This is a genomic window from Fibrella rubiginis, assembly GCF_017353185.1.
GTDB lineage: Bacteria > Bacteroidota > Bacteroidia > Cytophagales > Spirosomataceae > Fibrella > Fibrella rubiginis.
Window position 1 is genome coordinate 92,384 of record NZ_JAFMYV010000004.1, and the last position, 18,508, is coordinate 110,891.

General features: G+C 52.5%; 19 protein-coding genes. 8 read left to right on the forward strand and 11 right to left on the reverse strand.

Annotated elements, in window-relative coordinates; all coding sequences use genetic code 11:
* Positions 1-169 precede the first annotated feature (169 nt).
* The gene (locus J2I47_RS09710; RefSeq protein WP_207364380.1) at positions 170-979 is read left to right on the forward strand and encodes a hypothetical protein; all 810 of its coding nucleotides are present in this window, start codon (positions 170-172) and stop codon (positions 977-979) included.
* Positions 980-1,423: 444 nt separating this feature from the next.
* A complete protein-coding gene (locus J2I47_RS09715; RefSeq protein ID WP_207364381.1) occupies positions 1,424-2,284 on the forward strand; it encodes a hypothetical protein in 861 nt (286 codons plus the stop codon).
* 79 nt (positions 2,285-2,363) lie between these two features.
* On the opposite strand, the gene J2I47_RS09720 is transcribed toward J2I47_RS09715, so the two are convergent.
* The 3 genes from J2I47_RS09720 to yidD all read right to left on the reverse strand — a co-directional run bounded on the left by J2I47_RS09720 (position 2,364) and on the right by yidD (position 3,629).
* Positions 2,364-2,753 (reverse strand): DUF4174 domain-containing protein, encoded by a 390-nt coding sequence (locus tag J2I47_RS09720; RefSeq protein WP_229374474.1) that lies wholly within the window; start codon positions 2,751-2,753, stop codon positions 2,364-2,366.
* A gap of 234 nt (positions 2,754-2,987) precedes the next feature.
* Positions 2,988-3,368 carry a co-chaperone GroES gene (locus J2I47_RS09725; RefSeq protein ID WP_207364382.1) on the reverse strand — a complete coding sequence of 127 codons (381 nt, stop codon included), beginning with the start codon at positions 3,366-3,368 and terminating at the stop codon, positions 2,988-2,990.
* Between the two features lie 51 nt (positions 3,369-3,419).
* Positions 3,420-3,629: a membrane protein insertion efficiency factor YidD gene (gene yidD / locus J2I47_RS09730; protein ID WP_207364383.1), complete on the reverse strand. Its 210-nt coding sequence runs from the start codon at positions 3,627-3,629 to the stop codon at positions 3,420-3,422.
* Positions 3,630-3,752: 123 nt separating this feature from the next.
* Here yidD and lgt point away from each other — a divergent pair, with 123 nt between their 5' ends.
* Both lgt and J2I47_RS09740 read left to right on the forward strand, forming a co-directional pair.
* The gene (gene lgt / locus J2I47_RS09735) at positions 3,753-4,616 is read left to right on the forward strand and encodes a prolipoprotein diacylglyceryl transferase (RefSeq protein ID WP_207364384.1); all 864 of its coding nucleotides are present in this window, start codon (positions 3,753-3,755) and stop codon (positions 4,614-4,616) included.
* 181 nt (positions 4,617-4,797) lie between these two features.
* Complete coding sequence (locus tag J2I47_RS09740; RefSeq protein ID WP_207364385.1) at positions 4,798-5,433, forward strand: transposase; 636 nt, start codon at positions 4,798-4,800, stop codon at positions 5,431-5,433.
* Between the two features lie 158 nt (positions 5,434-5,591).
* On the opposite strand, the gene J2I47_RS09745 is transcribed toward J2I47_RS09740, so the two are convergent.
* Positions 5,592-6,035 (reverse strand): hypothetical protein, encoded by a 444-nt coding sequence (locus J2I47_RS09745; RefSeq protein ID WP_207364386.1) that lies wholly within the window; start codon positions 6,033-6,035, stop codon positions 5,592-5,594.
* A gap of 141 nt (positions 6,036-6,176) precedes the next feature.
* Between J2I47_RS09745 and J2I47_RS09750 the strand changes: the two genes are divergently transcribed.
* Positions 6,177-6,629 (forward strand): nuclease A inhibitor family protein, encoded by a 453-nt coding sequence (locus tag J2I47_RS09750; RefSeq protein WP_207364387.1) that lies wholly within the window; start codon positions 6,177-6,179, stop codon positions 6,627-6,629.
* Positions 6,630-6,725: 96 nt separating this feature from the next.
* Here J2I47_RS09750 and rplT read toward each other — a convergent pair whose 3' ends face one another.
* The 7 genes from rplT to rlmD all read right to left on the reverse strand — a co-directional run bounded on the left by rplT (position 6,726) and on the right by rlmD (position 14,346).
* Positions 6,726-7,067 carry a 50S ribosomal protein L20 gene (gene rplT, locus J2I47_RS09755; protein ID WP_207364388.1) on the reverse strand — a complete coding sequence of 114 codons (342 nt, stop codon included), beginning with the start codon at positions 7,065-7,067 and terminating at the stop codon, positions 6,726-6,728.
* Positions 7,068-7,223: 156 nt separating this feature from the next.
* Positions 7,224-7,421 carry a 50S ribosomal protein L35 gene (gene rpmI, locus J2I47_RS09760; protein ID WP_207364389.1) on the reverse strand — a complete coding sequence of 66 codons (198 nt, stop codon included), beginning with the start codon at positions 7,419-7,421 and terminating at the stop codon, positions 7,224-7,226.
* Between the two features lie 160 nt (positions 7,422-7,581).
* Positions 7,582-8,139 (reverse strand): translation initiation factor IF-3, encoded by a 558-nt coding sequence (infC, locus tag J2I47_RS09765; protein WP_207338794.1) that lies wholly within the window; start codon positions 8,137-8,139, stop codon positions 7,582-7,584.
* 189 nt (positions 8,140-8,328) lie between these two features.
* A complete protein-coding gene (thrS, locus tag J2I47_RS09770; protein WP_207364390.1) occupies positions 8,329-10,287 on the reverse strand; it encodes a threonine--tRNA ligase in 1,959 nt (652 codons plus the stop codon).
* A gap of 101 nt (positions 10,288-10,388) precedes the next feature.
* Positions 10,389-11,606, reverse strand: a complete 1,218-nt coding sequence (locus tag J2I47_RS09775) for a tetratricopeptide repeat protein (protein WP_229374476.1) — start codon at positions 11,604-11,606, stop codon at positions 10,389-10,391.
* Positions 11,607-11,841: 235 nt separating this feature from the next.
* The gene (locus J2I47_RS09780) at positions 11,842-12,729 is read right to left on the reverse strand and encodes a class I SAM-dependent methyltransferase (protein WP_229374478.1); all 888 of its coding nucleotides are present in this window, start codon (positions 12,727-12,729) and stop codon (positions 11,842-11,844) included.
* A 147-nt stretch (positions 12,730-12,876) separates the two neighbouring features.
* Positions 12,877-14,346, reverse strand: coding sequence for a 23S rRNA (uracil(1939)-C(5))-methyltransferase RlmD (rlmD, locus tag J2I47_RS09785; RefSeq protein WP_207364391.1), 1,470 nt, complete (start codon positions 14,344-14,346; stop codon positions 12,877-12,879).
* A gap of 172 nt (positions 14,347-14,518) precedes the next feature.
* On the opposite strand from rlmD, the gene J2I47_RS09790 reads away from it, so the two are divergent.
* From J2I47_RS09790 to J2I47_RS09800, 3 genes are all read left to right on the forward strand, one after another.
* A complete protein-coding gene (locus J2I47_RS09790) occupies positions 14,519-16,789 on the forward strand; it encodes a T9SS type B sorting domain-containing protein (protein ID WP_207364392.1) in 2,271 nt (756 codons plus the stop codon).
* Positions 16,790-17,137: 348 nt separating this feature from the next.
* A complete protein-coding gene (locus J2I47_RS09795) occupies positions 17,138-17,605 on the forward strand; it encodes an FKBP-type peptidyl-prolyl cis-trans isomerase (RefSeq protein WP_207364393.1) in 468 nt (155 codons plus the stop codon).
* A 59-nt stretch (positions 17,606-17,664) separates the two neighbouring features.
* Entirely contained in the window at positions 17,665-18,507 is an 843-nt protein-coding gene (locus J2I47_RS09800) for a maleylpyruvate isomerase N-terminal domain-containing protein (RefSeq protein WP_207364394.1), read from the forward strand.
* Position 18,508: the final 1 nt, after the last annotated feature.

Here is an 18,508-nt window from a genome sequence, read left to right on the forward strand (position 1 = left end):
AATCAAATTAATTCGTCCAGTCACCTATCTGGAGTACAGCCAGTATAGTCTTACTAATGCCATAGGTAAGGAAATACAGTTGCCGTTTAATAACTTACTAATTAGCCGAAAATCAGTTAGATGGCAAGTAGTATACATTCGTTGATTAACTGACTTTTCTCTGACGTTCATGAAACACCTTTCGCTCCTTGGCTGGCTATCGCTGGTCTTTGTTCTCAGCACGGCCCTGACCTGCACCGACCACCGGGATCAACCTGCGCCCCGCTTCCGATTGAAAACCATAACATACAATCGACCGGGTGAGTCTAATGTTCCATACGTACTCACTTATGACGATAACAATCGTCTGATATCGTTCTTTGCTGATGGAAATGTGGGATTTATGAACTCATATAGGCCTAGTCAGCACCGTTTTAAAGATAATCGGATAGACCAAGTCGTCATGTTCGACAACAGACTCCGCTACTATTATGTGCTCTATTCGTACGATTCGCAAGGGAGAACAACTAAGCTGAGTGTCTATCAAACAGACAATGGTAATGGTTACGCTAATTTACTGGTCTTAACCGAAGAGTTCACATACCAAGGCAGCAGCATATTCCCTACCTCACGACTGGCCACAAAGAATCGTTACGGTACTATTGTAGTAGAAGCTAGCAAGACTGAAACGTATGTCTTCAATGGAGGCAACGCAACCTCGATTGATGGAGTACCGTATACGTATGATTCAAATCCAAACCCCTACAGAGGCTTGTTTGGTTTTACGTCTTACTTTTATTCCTCACTTGATGCAACTGGAGTCGTCGGACTTAACAGGCCCTTCAACATCAGCGAACCGTTTAGCGATTCATCAGTAAAAGTCTTTAACCAGAACAACTGCACGACGGATGCCCAGCTGACCTATAACAGCGATGGGTTGGTGACTAAAATCGTTTACAAGGACGGCAAGTCGGAAGTATTCACCTACGAATCATACTAGTACTAATTACAAATGAATAATGGCTCCCCAGTATTAATGCTAGGGAGCCATTATTCATTTTACTATATCGGCGGACCATCCATTTTTCATTCATGCTTCTTCTCTGCCTTCCGCATTGACGCGTCAGCAATAAGCTGAAGGCATGTACGGCGGAGCGTTGCTCCGGTGGGCCGACAGGCCAATGGTAACTGGTTCTAGTTACGTCGTTGACCTGTCGGTCCACCGGGGTAACGCTCCGCCGTACATGCCTTCGCCAAGGCCTAATAATCTTAAGAAATCAAATTCCTTCGTCCAGTCACCTATCTGGAGTGCAGCCAGTATAGTCTTACTAAGGCCATAGGTAAGGAAATACAATTGCCGTTTAATAACTTACTAATTAGCCGAAAATCAGTTAGATGGCAAGTAGTATATATTCGTTGATCAACTGACTTTTCTCTGACGTTCATGAAACACCTTTCGCTCCTTGGCTGGCTATCGCTGGTCTTCGTTCTCAGCACGGCCCTGACCTGCACCGACCACCGCGATCAACCCGCACCCCGCTTCCGGCTGAAAACCGTTACGTTTAATAAACCGGGTGAATCAAATCTTCCATATGTACTCACTTATGATAGTGGCAATCGGCTGACATCATTCTTTAATAAAAATGGAGATGGAAATACGGGGTTGGGTAATTCATTTCGGCCTAGTCTGCACGCCTTTACAGGGAATCTTATACAACAAGTCGTTATGTTTGAATCAAAACTTACTTATTATTATGTACTCTATTCGTATGATTCGCAGGGTAGAACAACCAAGCTGAGAGTCTATTATACAGGCACTGGTTCTAATTTTAATTTACTGAGCCTGACCCAAGATTTCACGTACGAGGGCAACAGCACATTACCTGCCTCAAGACTGTCCACACAGTATTACATTTATGGTGATGGTAAACCAGTAGCCAGCAAAACTGAAACGTATGTCTTCAGCGGAGGTAATGCAACGTCAATTAACGGAGTGCCTTACACGTACGATTCAAATCCAAACCCTTACAAAGGCCTGTTTGGTTTTACGCCTTATTACTCTTACTCACCTGACACATACGTTTCAATCGAATACGATCCAGTTACAGGGGTCGGTAAGCCTACCAGTTACGGACTCAATAGACCCGTCAGCATCAGTGATCCATTTACCGACTCATCAGTAAAAGTCTTTAACCAGAACAACCGTACAACGGATGCCCAGCTTACCTACAACAGCGATGGGTTGGTGACTAAAATCGTTTACAAGGACGGCAAGTCGGAAGTATTCACCTACGAACCGTATTAACAAGCCAAGAGGCTACAAAGAATAATGGCTCCGCATGATGTTCGTGCGGAGCCATTATTCTTTGTACGGTATTCATTGTTTATTCGCCTTTCTTCTTCTCCGCCTTCCGCATAGGCATAGCATCAACGAGGGCAAATAACTCGTTGGTCGAAATGGGTTTGGTGAATTTGTGCTTCATCGTGCCATCTTTCCCGATCAGGTACCCTGCAAAATCATCAGAGGGGACAAAATTGAAGTGGTTGTGCATCAGGTACCACCGGTCGGGTTCAGTCATTTCGTAGTCGAGGGTCACGATCACGTCGATATCGCGCTCATCCATGCCAGACTGCGCGGCTCGGAAGATCTGTTGCTGATCAATCAGGTGCCCCTGTGCGGCTTGTCGGCCATAGAGCAATACCACACGGCGGTGGTCTTTTTTTTCGTCGAGAAGTGCTTTCAGCGACTTCTGCTGGTTGCCTACGCTTTCCATACTATTGAGTGAGATTAAGGCCAATAAGGCTACTAACCATAACCCGGCGGGGCGCATCCTGTTCATTGGTAGGGAAGAAAGAAGGAAGATAGAAGAGGTAAGAAACAAGAAGCGAGAGATGAGAAACGAGAGTTGAGAGGCACAAGAGACAAGACTGAGGCTCGTAATCTCCCGGAGGGTAGTCTTACCTCCTGCTTCTTACCTCTTGTTTCTTATCTCTTGCTTCTTTGCTAATCAATCAAACAAATTCTCGGACCGTTCAAGTAGCAAAATAGATGCCTGTGGTACAATCACGTACTGCTCATTTTCGTACTCAATCTCAATGGCATTGCGTTGCAGGTACAGCGCCATATCGCCTTCCACGGCCTGTAGAGGCATGTATTTCACTTTCTCTTCAGTTTGTTTCCAGGGCTCATCCTCTGTTGCCACCGGAATCGGATACCCCGGCCCCACCTTGATAACGGTGCCCCGCTGTACCTGTTCTTTTTCCTGCACCGTGGGCGGCAAATACAACCCCGACGAGGTACGGTCGGTGGGTGATGTAGGTTTAATCAGCACGCGGTCGCCCACCACCAGCAAGCGCGTCAGTTTGTTGTCGGGAGTGATGTTTAGCATAAAGGAAGAAGATTCAAGGTTAAACCTTGGCCATTAAACCTTGAACCCATTTTAAGGTACGGGATCATGACCGTGACCGCCCCAGGGATGGCAGCGGCTGATCCGTTTCAGACCCAGCCAGCCGCCGCGGATAGCACCGTATCTGGTCACAGCTTCGATCATATATTGCGAACAGGTGGGTGTGTATCGGCAGGCGTTGGGCAAAAACGGCGAAACAGCTCCCTGGTAAAAACGAACGAACCCGATTAGTAAATACCGCATACGATCCAGTCCATGTCTGGGAGTGAAATCTGTCTATCTTTGCCCGTGAAGCTGCCAACCAATTGGCGGTCACGTTCTTCGTACTAACAACGAATTAGTCCCAAAATTCCTCTCATCGCGCGAATGCTTGCTTACATCGTCTGGGACGCTAACCCGGTCCTTTTTTCCATCGACGCCTTCACCCTGTTTGGCTTCCAGTTTCCCCAATTTGAAATCCGCTGGTATGGGCTGCTCTTCGCCGCCGGTTTCCTGATCGGCATGCAGATCATGACCCGGATTTTCCGGAAAGAAGGCAAACCGCAGGAAGACCTCGACGCTCTACTTATCTATATGGTTATTTCGACGGTGCTGGGTGCCCGCATTGGTCATTATCTATTCTACGAACCCGAAGTGCTGTTTCGCAACCCGCTCGAAGTGATCCTCCCCCCCTACCGTGGCCTGGCCAGCCACGGAGCTACCATTGGCATTCTGACGGCCCTGTGGCTCTATTCGCGCCGCAAATCGAGTCGCCTCACAGGGCAAACCTTCCTCTGGACCACCGACCGTATCGTGATTGTGGTGGCCCTGGCGGGTGCCTGTATCCGGCTGGGTAATCTGATGAACCACGAGATAGTAGGCCTGCCTACTACGCTGCCCTGGGGTTTCATTTTTAAGTATAATAACGAATACCCAGTGGGCGTACCCCGCCATCCGGCGCAACTCTATGAATCGCTCTCCATGCTAGCCTTATTCTTTGTTCTGCTGGCTATCTGGAACCGTAGGAGAGAGCATACGCCACGTGGTCTACTCCTCGGCATCTTTCTAATCTGGTGTTTTGGACTGCGTTTCCTGTACGAATACCTCAAAGAAAACCAGGTAGCGTTTGAAAACACCCTGCCGCTGAACATGGGGCAGATTCTGAGCATTCCGGCGGTGCTGGTGGGTGTTTACTTCGTGTGGCGCAGTCGCCGTACACCAATACCAACGTCTGAACAGACAACGGCTTAGAGAATCGATACAGCAAACGGTAAACCCCGTTACTGCCTGATCTGGCGGTAACGGGGTTTACTGTTTTAGGGCTATCAGTACGTTTACTCAATTTGTGGAGGCAGCAAGTAGTCAGCCACTTACCTTCGACCATGTAAGCTGTTCGCGGCTATGCATCACTCACCCAACCAAACCCACTACTATGTCAACCTACCTTCGCATTTCCGCCCATTTACTAACGTGCTGTGTGCTTGCCTTCGTCATGCTGTCGTGTGGTGGTGGCGACAAACCCGAAAAAACAGATACCGATGAGGCGTCGATCTCGACCACCGGTACCCTTGCTGCCGTACAGGAAATGGCCAAGCAAGTGGAAGAAAACCAGAAAAACGGTCCCGTCGAAACAGTCGACTTCCGGAAGCTGAAAGATATGCTCCCCACCGAAGTAGCTAGTTTACCCCGCAAGAGCGCGTCGGGTGAGAAAAACGGCGCAGCAGGGATGACTTTCTCAACGGCTACCGCCCGCTACGAAAACGCCGACGATAGTCAGAACATCGAGCTTAGCGTGGTTGATGCAGGTGGCACCGCCATGCTCATGGGCATGGCTGCCTGGAGCATGATCGAGGTAGATAAAGAAGACGACAACGGCTATGAGCGCACCACTAAGATGGGCGACCACAAAGCCTACGAAAAATACAACAAATCCGACAAAAGCGGTGAGACAGCAGTGCTGGTTAAAAACCGGTTTATCGTTACTGCCAAAGGCCACGGTGTTGAACCCGAAGCGCTAAAAAGCGCACTCGAAGCCCTCGACCTGGATAAACTGGCTGATTTGAAATAGAGTAGCGCTGAAAGGATAGAGCTAAGAGAATAGAGCTGAGAGAATAGAATCAAGAAACAAGAGGTAATCGGTTAATACGCCGCTCTCTTGTTTCTTGATTCTATTCTCTCAGCTCTATTCTCTTAGCTCTATCCTTTTAGCGCTTACCTGTTAGCCCCTTATCGGCCACCAAGCAGGCCACCCAGCATACCACCCAAGCCACCGCCGCCGCCAGCAAGACCCATAAGGCTATTATTGTCTACGCTGCTATCATTGGGATCAGCCGCCTTATGCATTAGCCTGCTTAACACCATTGGTACTACTGCACCTGCTACCGACATGGCCACCTGAGGTGAGATACCCAATTTCTCCATCAAATTTTGTTCTACATGCTGTTGCACACCCTGCGTAACGGGGCTGCTCTGCACATTGCCACCCCCACCGGTAACCATACCGAGCAGACTACCTAAGCCGCCTCCCTGCGCCTGTTGGCCAAGACCGCTTAAAATGCTACTGGCTACCGTTTGCATGGTATTGTCGTTTTGCTCGTTCGGAATAGCCGGATTGTTTACAATTGCGCCGCCAGACTGCTCACGCACAAGGTTCATTAAGGTTTCAAACATGATTTTTGGTTGGTTAAGCGAACGCACTACCTCGTGTGTTCGGATGGGGTTTACTCGCTAAAATTAGTAACTTTTATGTCGATCAGCACATACAGCCAGCGGTTTCTACCTTACTTTGCCCTAACCTGATCAACGCCAACTATGACGCCTCAACACCCAGAACGTAACGCCGATTCCGAACAACAATCTGCCCAAAGGCCCTTTTCCGAGGCAGTGGCTCCACTGCTGAGTGACCTGCTCTATCCCAGCGAATCCGACGAGCCAATTGAGCCAGTAGAGACATACCTGAAAATGGCCGAACCGCTTACCGCCAGCCATATCAAAGACTGGCTTATGCTGCCCCCATCTACCTACGTAGAAGAGCAACCCGAAGCCGACTTCTGGGCACCTGTCACCACCATCGAAGACTGGTTTGGCGACGACGAAAAAGCCACCGCCGCTAAATTCCATATCCTGAAAACCACCCTCGAAACCACCCTCACCAACCGCCAGGTGTTCCGCGTAGGCAACACCGAAATCGACGTGTATTTACTGGGCAAACCCGCCGAAGGTGAACCACGCGTCGGGATAAAGACAAAGGTGGTGGAGACGTAAACTGTTTAGCGGAGCGGAACGCCGCCCGGCACCACTCCGCTAAACACAAAAAACCCCGGCCTTCGCAGGTCGGGGTTTTTATGTAGGCGGTTCTGTTTATTTAACCTGATCCACAACGGCTTTGAATGCCTCCGGGTGGTTCATGGCCAAATCGGCCAGTACTTTCCGGTTTAGTTCAATACCTGATTTGTTCAGCGCGCCCATCAGGACGCTGTAGGACATACCTTGCTGACGGGCACCAGCGTTGATCCGCTGAATCCACAAGCTGCGGAAATCGCGTTTCTTGGCCTTGCGGTCGCGGTAGGCATAGCCCATGGCTTTCTCAACAGCGTTTTTGGCTACTGTCCAGACATTTTTACGACGGCCATAGAAACCTTTGGCCATCTTGAGAATTTTCTTCCGGCGTGCCCTTGAGGCGACGTGATTGACGGAACGCATATTTTTTTTGCTTTTTGACTAAGGCGGGTAAAGTAATGTACAATGTGTAATGTACAATGTATAATGGCCTCTCAGCCGCACATTGTTCATTGTTCATTGTCCATTGTTCATTCCTCTTGGAAGCCCTTCGTCGGGTGAAACAATAGACCAGCTTGACTACGTTAAACGCAGCAGAGCTTTAATACGAACTTCATTCGTGGGGTGAACGGTCGAGCTATGCACAAGGTTACGCTTGCGCTTGGTCGACTTCTTCGTCAGAATGTGGGAGTGGAAGGCGTGCTTCCGTTTGATTTTCCCGGTGCCCGTCAGCGTGAAACGCTTCTTGGCTGCCGAGTTTGTTTTTTGCTTTGGCATGATTCAAAAAAGACCGTATCGCCGGACTGCGTTAAATAAACAGGCCGCAAAGGTAAGAAAAGATTTCGGATTGGGGATTTGGGATTGCGGATTGGCTGACGCAAGCACTACTAATGCGTCAGCCAATCCGCAATCCCAAATCCCCAATCCGAAATCCTTCTTATTTCTTCACTGCCACGGCTTTCGGGGCGAGGAACATGATCATGCGCTTGCCTTCTAGTTTAGGCTCCTGCTCGATCTTGCCTACATCTTCAAGACCTTTCGAGAAACGGTCCAGCAGTTGTAGGCCGCGGTCTTTAAACACGATGGAACGGCCCACGAAGTGAACATACGCTTTCACCTTTGCGCCTTCTTTGAGGAACGTGGTAGCGTGTTTCAGCTTGAACTCAAAATCGTGGTCATCCGTGTTCGGACCAAACCGAATCTCTTTGATCACCACCTTCTGGGCGTTGGCCTTTATTTCTTTCTGCTTTTTCTTTTGTTCGTACTTGAACTTCGAGTAGTCGATCACGCGGCACACGGGTGGTACGGCGTTAGGCGAAATTTCAACCAGGTCAAGGCTCTGCGCCTTGGCGATGGCTAATGCCTGTGCAATCGGAAAAATACCTTGCTCGACGTTCTCGCCGACAACCCGTACTTCGCGGGCCTGGATCCGCTCATTGATCTTGTAGGGTTCTTCAACCACGCGACGGGGTGGTCTGCGTTGGGGTAATGCCATATGGTTTGGTTAACGTGGTAACTTATTGAACTTGTAAACGTGGGGGAAATGTAAAAAGTTAAGTTTAAAGATTGAGGTTTAAAGCCTAAAGTTTAAGGTTTAAAGTTGGCTGACGCTGTTGTACGCTCGCGTCAGCCAACTTTAAACCCGCAGCGGCGGACCGCTTAAACTTTAGACTTTAAACTCACCTTACACTTTCACTTGCTCCTGAAACAACGCGGTGAACTCGGCGATGGTCATGCTGCCGAGATCGCCTTCGCCCTTGCGACGGACGGAAACGGTGCCTTCGGCGGCTTCTTTTTCACCTACAATGAGCATAAACGGTACTTTAGCCACTTCCGCATCCCGAATCTTACGCCCAATCTTCTCATCGCGCAGATCAACAAACCCACGGATGTCGGCTTCCTGAAGGGTGAAAAACAAGTCGTTGGCGTAGGTTTCGTATTTCTCCGAAATAGGCAGAATCGCAATCTGATCGGGCGAGAGCCAAAGCGGAAAATTGCCTGCTGTGTTCTCGATCAGGATGGCAATGAACCGCTCCAACGACCCAAACGGTGCCCGGTGAATCATGACGGGGCGGTGCTTTTGGTTATCAGCACCCGTGTATTCGAGTTCAAAACGTTCGGGCAGGTTGTAATCTACCTGAATCGTGCCCAACTGCCATTTTCGGCCCAGCGCATCGCGGACCATAAAATCGAGCTTAGGGCCATAGAAAGCAGCTTCGCCCTTTTCCATAACCGTCTTTAGCCCTTTTTCATTCGCCGCCTCAATAATGGCGGTTTCGGCCTTGTCCCAGTTCTCATCGGTACCAATGTACTTGGTGCCATTGTCGGGGTCACGTAGCGACACCTGCGCACTGTAATCACTGAAACCCAATGACTTAAACACGTAGAGCACTAAGTCGATTACCTTCTTGAACTCGTCGTTCACCTGATCAGGACGGCAGAAGATGTGGGCATCGTCCTGCGTGAAGCCGCGCACCCGTGTCAGCCCGTGCAACTCGCCCGACTGCTCATAGCGGTACACCGTGCCGAACTCGGCTAGCCGCAAGGGCAGGTCGCGGTAGGAACGGGGCTTTGTTTTGTAGATTTCGCAGTGGTGTGGGCAGTTCATGGGTTTCAGCATGAACTCTTCTCCTTCTTCGGGGGTGCGAATGGGCTGAAACGAATCGGCCCCGTATTTTTCCCAGTGCCCCGACGTCACATACAACTGCTTGGAGCCAATGTGTGGTGTCACTACCGGCGAATACCCCGCCCGCACCTGTGCCCGGCGCAGGAAGTTTTCGAGGCGTTCGCGCAGAAGTGCGCCCTTGGGCAACCACAGCGGCAGCCCCTGCCCTACTTTCTCCGAAAACGCGAACAGTTCCAGTTCTTTACCCAGCTTGCGGTGGTCGCGCTTTTTGGCTTCCTCCAGCAGCACCAGGTACTCGTCGAGTTCTTTTTGCTTCGGAAACGTGATGGCATAGATACGGGTGAGCATCTTGTTCTTCTCGTCGCCGCGCCAGTACGCGCCCGCCACGTTCATGAGCTTGGCCGCTTTGATGAAGCCCGTGTTGGGGATGTGCGGCCCCCGACAAAGGTCCGTAAACCCACCCTGCGTGTAGAACGTGATGCTCCCGTCGGCGAGGTTTTCCAGCAGGTCAATTTTATAGGGATCGCCTTTTTCCTCAAAGTAGGCAATGGCATCGGCCTTGCTCACGGCCTTGCGGACATACTCGTTTTTCTGCCGGGCCAGTTCCAGCATCTTATCCTCGACCTTCTTGAAATCCTCCTGCGAGAAGTGCTTTCCCTCAAAGTCGACATCATAATAAAAGCCATTCTCGATGGGCGGACCAATGGCGAACTTAATACCGGGATACAACGACTCCAGCGCTTCGGCCAGCAAGTGAGCCGATGAGTGCCAGAACGTCGATTTGCCCTCCAGGTCGTTCCAGGTCAGCAACTGCACCGTCACCGCCGAACCGTCGGCAGGCACCTCGATGGGGCGGGTGGCGTCCTGCACCTGCCCGTTTATTTTAGCGGCCAGCACATTGCGGGCCAGGCCCTCACTGATGCCCAGAGCCACGTCAAGCCCCGTCGACCCGGCGGGGTAGTCACGTATACTGCCGTCGGGCAAGGCCACGTGTAATTGTATATCCTGCGTTGTCATATCTTTTGATGAGTTCAAGGTCTAAAGTCTACTGTTGGCTGACGCCAGAGTACGCCCGCGTCAGCCAACACTAGACTTTAGACCTTGAACCTTAAACTTCTTTAATCAATTGGTCTTACCTGAAACGTTGAATCGTTCATAGAACGGACTCTGGTTCGGGGTTGAATGGGTTGTATGCGTATGCGGCTGGTGTCGAGTGTTCGTCCCCCGCCGGGGGTTCGGGTAAGCGGGGCATTGAGCAGGCCTGTTTCAGGCGACACCGGCAAGAGGTAATTATTGTAGGCGGCGCTGATCTGCTGCTGTCTTCGCTGCACCCGCCAGAGGCCGGCCTGCGCGGCAGGGTCACCGGGGTCTTTTTGGAGCGACGCGGTATACTGTGCCAGCGCCCGGTCCCACTGCGCGGTCATTTCCAATCCATGCCCCACAAAATAATCAATATGCGGGAAGGTTGGTTTCCGTTTCTGCACCTGCTCAAAATTAGCCAGCGCGGCGGTATAATTCCGGAAGCGGTCAAAGATCAGACCGGCCTGAAAATAAGCCTGCACATAGTCGGGTTGCAGGGTCACGGTCTTCTGATAGGCCATGAGTGCACTATCGGCGCGGCCCGCGTTCTGGTAAATCATACCCCGCTGAAACAACAGTTCGGCATTGATGGGAAAGTAGCGCGTGGCCCGGTCGTTATACACCAGCGCCGTGTTCAAATCACCCAGCGACCGATACACCGCCGTCAGTTGATTATAAGTAGGCAGGAAGCGCGGTTTCAGTTGTAGCGCCTCCTGAAAATGGGTCAGTGCCCCGGTAGTATCGCCGGTTTTAGCGGCGATCAATCCGTCGAAATAGTGCGCCTCACCGTCGTAGGGAGCCATTTGCAGGGCTTTGGCCAGGTAGAGCCGTGCTTTGGGGTACTGCGCCTGCTGCTGAAGGGCGTCGCTCATGAGCGTGAACAACTCCGGCGAACTGACACCCAGGATTTCAGCCCGTTGCGCGTCGGCGAAGGCTTTGTCGGCCTTGTTCTGTGCCTGCATCACCCGCGCCCGGATCAGGTAAAACGAGCCGGTGTTGTTATCCATTGAAATGGCCTCGTCAATGTCGGCCTGTGCTTCAGACAGGTGGCCCATCTGAAGGTGCAGTAGCGCCCGTTTGGCGTAGGCAGAGGCCGACGATGACTGGCTTATAGCCCGATTGAGCGCGCGAAGCGTATTTCCGGCCTGAGCACTGTCGGCCGCCTGGGGCATAGGTGGGATGCGCGAAAGCCGCCGACCGTCGTTGCCACACGAGGCCAGACCGGCTACCACCAACAGGATCAATATGTACCGCAAAATGTCCCCAAAGCGAAATGTGTTTGATTTTTAAAAGTTCAACCAAAGTCTAATGTTGCATTAGCGTAGCTTCGCGCTCGTGGCCCTTCGACAGGCTCAGGGTGACAGGAAACTAGAATCAGGTTTACTGAACTGCATCAAGATGGGCTGTCACCCTGAGCCTGTCGAAGGGCCACGAGCGCGAAGCTACGCTAATGCAACATTAGACTTTGGACTTTAAACCTTGAACTTCCCTTCACAAATTTACGGAAGAAAAACGAGAGAAAACGCCCAAAGGAAGGCGTTTCTGGCCCGAATCGGTTAGGTACAACTCGCCCGACTGGCTGTTTGGCAACGTGCCGAAGCACTGGGTGAGCAGGTTGTCGAGGATGATGTACGAAAAGCCCAGCGAGTAGGAGTTGATGACGAAAAAGAAGTCTTGCCGGTCCAGGAGCGCGGCGCAGGTTTTTAGCAAATCATTCAACTGATCTTCCAGCACCCACTTTTCGCCGTCGGGACCGCGCCCATAGGCGGGTGGGTCGAGGATGATGCCGTGGTAAGTATTACCCCGCCGTTCTTCCCGCTTCACAAATTTCATGGCATCTTCCACCAGCCACCGAACGTTGTCGAGGCTGCTCATGCTCATGTTCTCTTTCGACCACGAAATCACCTGCTTTACGGCATCCACGTGGGTTACGTCGGCACCGGCCTGTCGGGCGGCGAGGGTGGCCCCGCCGGTGTAGGCAAACAGGTTCAGCACGCGGGGGCGTTCTACGGGCAGGGCCTTCACCGCATCGTGGATGTAGGTCCAGTTCACAGCCTGTTCGGGAAAAATGCCGACGTGTTTAAACGACGTCAGAGCCAGTTTAAACGTCAAATTCAAGCCCTGTTGCCTGAAATCGACGGTCCATGGGTCTTGTATAGGCTTTAATTTTTGCCATTCACCCCGTTCCGGCGACTGCTTGTCGCGGCGGAAAGTAGCGTGGGCCAGCCGTTCCCACTCGGCTTCAGAGAGGGAGCAATCCCAGATCGCCTGCGGTTCGGGGCGGGCCAGCACATAGGGGCCAAATCGCTCCAGCTTCATAAAATCGCCGGAGTCAATCAACTCATAGTCGGGCCAGGGAGATGGGGTGAGGAGGGTCAAGGAAAAGTTTAAAGTTAAAAGTCTGATGTTTAAAACGGTCCGCCGCTGCGGTTGCTTCGCACGGCGGCAGTCCCGCATCCAGGTTACGCCGCCACGGGAAGCAACCGCAGCGCGGACCGTTTTAGACATTGAACGTTGAACATTGGACTACTTTTTCACCAGCAACACCACATTCTCCACGTGGTGTGTGTGGGGAAACATATCAACGGGCTGAACGGCGGCAACGGTATACTTTTCGTCGAGCCAGGCGATGTCGCGGGCCTGGGTGGCGGTGTTGCAGCTTACGTAGACAATCTTTTGCGGGGCGGCCAGCAGCAACTGGCGCACTACGGCCTCGTCCATACCAGCGCGGGGGGGGTCGGTGATGACCACGTCGGGGGCACCGTGCTGGGCGAAGAAGGCTTCGGTAAGCAGATTTTTCATGTCGCCGGCGTAGAATGTGGCGTTGCTGATGCCGTTTACTTCGGCGTTTACACCTGCATCGGCCACGGCAGCTTCCACATATTCTACCCCCACCACTTTTTTGGCCTGGTGCGCCACAAACAAGGCAATAGTGCCCGTACCGGTGTAGAGATCATACACGATCTCCTGCCCCGTTAGCCCGGCCATGTCGCGGGCTATTTTGTAGAGTTCAAACGCCTGTTGCGCGTTGGTCTGGTAGAACGACTTGGCGTTGACCCGGAACGTCAGCAGTTTCGGATGATCGGGCGTGCCGGCCTCCATCGTCTCTTCGATGTACGGCTTTCCGGCGTAGTTGATTACCTCCTGATCACCGTAATTGTCGTTCATCTTCCGGTTGATGATGTAGTTGAGCGACGTAATCTGCGGGAACCGTTCCTGCAAATGGTTAAGTAACGCTGCCAGCGTATCAGGATGATCCTGAGCTACCTGCATCGTCACCATTAGCTGCCCCGGCGTGGATTCGCCAGTGCTGGCAGCCGTGCGGATGATGAGCGTGCGGAGGTAGCCCTGATGCGTCTTCAGGTTATAGGCCGACAGGTTGTTGGCAAACATATAGTCGGCTACGGCCAGGCGGATGTCGTTGGAGGGGTTGGGCTGGAGGTAGCAGTGCCTGATGGGCAGCACTTTGTCGAACCGGCCGGGCACGTGAAAACCCACCGCCCGCCAGTCCATCTGCTCGCCCGACTGCACTTCGGCCTGGGTGAGCCACCGGCCATCGGCGACGGTGAATTCCAGCTTGTTGCGGTAGTACTGGGTCTGTTCGGCACGTAAAATGGGGGCAATTTCCGGCAACGAAACCTTGGCGATGCGCGTAAGATGGTCAACCACCTGCTGGTATTTAAACCGCAGTTGTTCGCCATACTGAATATGTTGCCATTTGCAGCCACCGCAGATACCGAAGTGCTCGCAAAACGGTTCCGTCCGCACGGCCGACGGCTCAATGATGCGTTCAACGGTGGCTTCGCGGTACTGTTTTTTCTGGTTGACAATCTTAATGTCGACCAGGTCACCGGCGGCGGGCATGGGGTAGCCGGGGCGACCTTCCACGAAGATCACGCCTTCGGTGGTTTTAATGATGCATTTGCCCTCGGCCGCCACGTCGTTGATACGGATGTTCGTGAGGATTTCGGGAGCTTTATTTTTGTTGCGACGCATTAATAGACTGTCCAATGTTTGATGTCTAAAGTCTATTGTCACTCGCCCTTGATTATCAAGGGTTTGCTAAAAAACCTTGGACTTTAGACCTTGGACTTTACACTCATTTTCCTGTAAAAACTGCTAAATTAAGCATCCGTTTTCGGACGGGCCGTACCCTACTCATAATTGTATGTCTCAACTATACCGTAATTCATTCATTCGATTTTTTCTTTTCGCCCTTTTTGGGCTGTTGCCGGGTCTTGCCACAGCCACGCATATCGTGGGTGGAGAGATTGAGCTTCAATACCTCGGTGCGGGCAAAGCGTATACCCACCGAATTAATCTTAACCTGTATTTCGACGACATTCTGGGCAATCCCGGTGCCAATGACCAGACAGTAGTGCTGGGCATTTTCCGTAAGCGGGACGGGGCTTTTTTGTCGGGTATCGAGTTACCCCGCGTGAGTTCAGACATCATCGACTATAGTGTACCCAGTTGTTCCGTGCCCGATCTGCGTACCCGCCTGATCCGTTATGGGCTCGACGTAACCCTGAACCCCACGGCTTTCAATGATCCGGGTGGGTACTATATCTCCTGGGAACGGTGCTGCCGCAACAGCAGCATCAGTAACATCACTGACCCTGGCGGGGCAGGATCAACGTTTTACCTCGAATTTCCAGCGATTAGCAATGGTAGTCAGACGGTTTATAACTCGTCACCAGTATTCAACCGGGCCACTGGTGATTACATCTGCCTGAATACGCCATTTGCGTTTAATTTCAGCGCCACCGACCCCGACGGCGATAGTCTGGTATACCGGTTGGTGACGCCGCTGAACGGATACAGCACCCGCGCCACGCCCAACCCCGCCCGGCCAGCCAGTGCGTTCGAAAATCCGCAGTTTTTCCCCGGCCCTTACCCGGCTATCAGCTGGGAAACGGGTTATTCTGTCAGCAACGAAATTCCCGGAGTCGCACCACTGCGCGTTAATCCGCGTACGGGTATCCTGACCGTAACAGCCAATAAGTTAGGGCTATACGTGTTTTCTGTTGAGGTAACCGAGTACCGGAAGGGGGTAGCTATTGGCCTGGTCCGGCGCGATTTCCAGCTTAAAGTAGTCGACTGCCAGAAGAATGACCCGCCCGCCATGCGGATGCGGGTAGACGGGGCCAAAGACTTCTACCGGCGTGGCTCCCTGATCACGCTGTCTGACACCACCGCCACCTGCCTGAATCTGTTTATCACCGACATCAATGCGGGACAGACAATCTCGGTCATCAATGGCAGCGGCTCCATTGCGGGGCTCACCATCACGCCCGCTACAATTACGTCTAAAACAGGTCTCGATACCCTCAAAGCAAAGGTCTGTTTCGACGCCTGCTCGTTTTCCAACAACGGCAAGCCTTTTACGCTGTTCCTGCGAGCTACCGACAACGGCTGTCCCCAGGGCCTGAGCGATACCCTCGCCGTGCAGCTACAGATTGTGGGCACGAAGGCCCTGAAGCCCGCCGCCAGCACCAACCTGTCTGGTGCACAAAGCACCCTTACGGTAGGTAGTTCGCTGACGTTCAATGGCTTTGGCCGTGACCTGCAAAATGGAGCAGTAAGCATTCAGGCCGTGGGGCGGGGGTTTTCCCTGACCAACGCGGGCATGAGCTTTGCACCTGTGTCGGGCACGGGGGTGGCGCAGGGAACGTTTGCCTGGAAAGCAGCCTGCGCCCAGGCGTCGCAGGCCGAATATCTGGTCGATTTCATAGCCATCAATAAGCGCTGCAACGTAGAACGCCGCGATACCACTACCGTGAAACTGGTGGCCAAAGGATTGCCCAGTCAGCCGCCCACGATCCGAACGTCGCTGGAAAAACGGGTGATCGAACTGGTTATCACGCCCAGCGATACCAGCAAAGGCACCGTCCGGTTTGATGTCTTCGGCAATGACCCCGACAAAACCGATTCACTCCGGCTGACGGGAACCGGACAGGGTTTTAGTTTCGCCGAAACGGGGATGCGCTGGGCCAATAAAAACGGCCGACCCGAATTACAGTCGCCGTTTTCGTGGCAAGCTACCTGCGCTACGCTGGCGGGTAAAAAAGAAGCTTTTTACACCCTCAATTTTGCCAACACCGACGGGAGTTGCCAACCCAAAAACACCGACACCACCAGCGTGGTCATCCACCTGAAAACGCCCGTTGTCAATTACAACGACGTGCGTATTCCAAACACGATCACCCCCAACGGCGACGGCAAAAACGATTTTTTCTCCGTCATCAGCCTGCCGCTAGCCAACTGCACCGAGAAATTTGAGCGCGTGGATATCTACAATCGCTGGGGAAAACTGGTTTTTGAGTCAATCAAGGCCGACTTCAAGTGGGATGCCCCTAACCTGCCCGCTGGCGTTTACTACTACACGATAGTGTTTGGCGAACAAACGTTCAAGGGTTCACTGCTGGTATTGCGGTGAAGGGGGTTTTCAGTTTGTAGTTGCTTCGCGCGCGGTGCCCGAACGCAGGAACGCCTTCGACAAGCTCAGGACCTTTTTTGTCATCGCGGCGTTTTTGTCTTTCTTCTTTTGTCATCCCGACGAAGGAGGGATCTGCTTTCCTTCAATAAGATTGAGCATTAGGAAAGCAGATCCCTCCTTCGTCGGGATGACAAAAGAAGAAAGACAAAAACGCCGCGATGACAAAGAAACCTGTTAACGGGAGACTGGTGCCAGGCAGCCACAAATAGTAAACGCTAAACTGAGCCTACGCCCCAACCGTTACGTAGGCGGTACGTACCTTTGCCCCTCACAAAATGCGTATAGAGCATGGCACAAGCACAATCGGGTGATACGGTACAGGTCCATTACAAAGGCACCCTGACCGACGGTACGGAGTTCGACTCGTCGAAAGGACGTACCCCTTTGGAATTTACGCTCGGCAGCGGCCAGGTGATCAAAGGATTCGACGATGGCATCACCGGCATGGAAGTCGGTGACAGCAAAACAATTCATATTCCGGTGGAACAGGCCTACGGACCCGCCAATGAACAGATGGTATTCAAGCTGGACCGGTCCGATATTCCCGACGAAATTCCGCTGGAAGTGGGCATGACGCTTAACATGCACGAAGACGGCAACCCCCAACCCGTGCCCGTGATCGTTCGCGCGCTCAGCGACGACTCCGTTACCCTCGACGCCAACCACCCCCTGGCCGGGCAAGACCTGGTGTTCGATATTGAACTGGTTGGGATTAAGCAAACAGGTATACCCGTTACCCCGGTGCCACCGATCTGATCAGCGGCATTGGGGCAAGCCTCAGGTTACGAAGCGCCACTTACGTTCTATCGTCTACTATGCATCCTGTTGGTCCCATTGATACACGGGCACTCTTCAGGCCTTTGCATGCGCATCTGATCAGCCTGCTGCGGAATTTGTCGGAGACAGACTGGCAACTGCCAACGGTTTGTGCGGGCTGGACGGTCAAAGACATTGGCTCGCACGTATTAGACGGTTGCCTGCGCCGGATTGCCTATTACCGCGATGGCTACAGCCCACAAGACAGTCCGGTCATTGACTCCTATCAGGCACTGGTGCGTTATTTAAACCAGTTGAATCAGGATTGGGTAGTGGCCACGCGGCGTCTGAGTCCGGCTATACTGACGGATTGGCTGGAACTGGCCGGAGCCGAGGCGGATGACCTACTGATACAATTGCCATTCGACGAACCTGCTCTGCATGCAGTGGCCTGGGCTGGCGAAGACACATCGCCCAACTGGTTTCACATTGCCCGCGAGTACACCGAATTATGGCATCATCAGCAGCAGATCAGGCTGGCTGTAGGTCAGACAGCCGCGCTCATGACCAGTGAATTGTATCATCCGCTGCTCGACACCTTTATGCGGGCACTGCCTTACAACTATCGGCAACTGGCGGCCCCAGTCAACACTCTCGTTCAGGTGAGTGTGTCGGGCGTTGGGGGTGGCGACTGGTTTCTGCACCGGCAAACAACTGACTGGCAACTGGTTATACTCGATAGAAAACAAGCTGTAGATGCGCTTATTACCATCGACGGCACAATCGCGTGGCGTTTGTTTACCAAAGGAATTACCACCGAAAATGCTCTGCCCTACATCACCATCAGCGGCGACTCGCAACTGGTAAAACCAGTACTGACAATGCTGGCCGTTATGGCTTAAC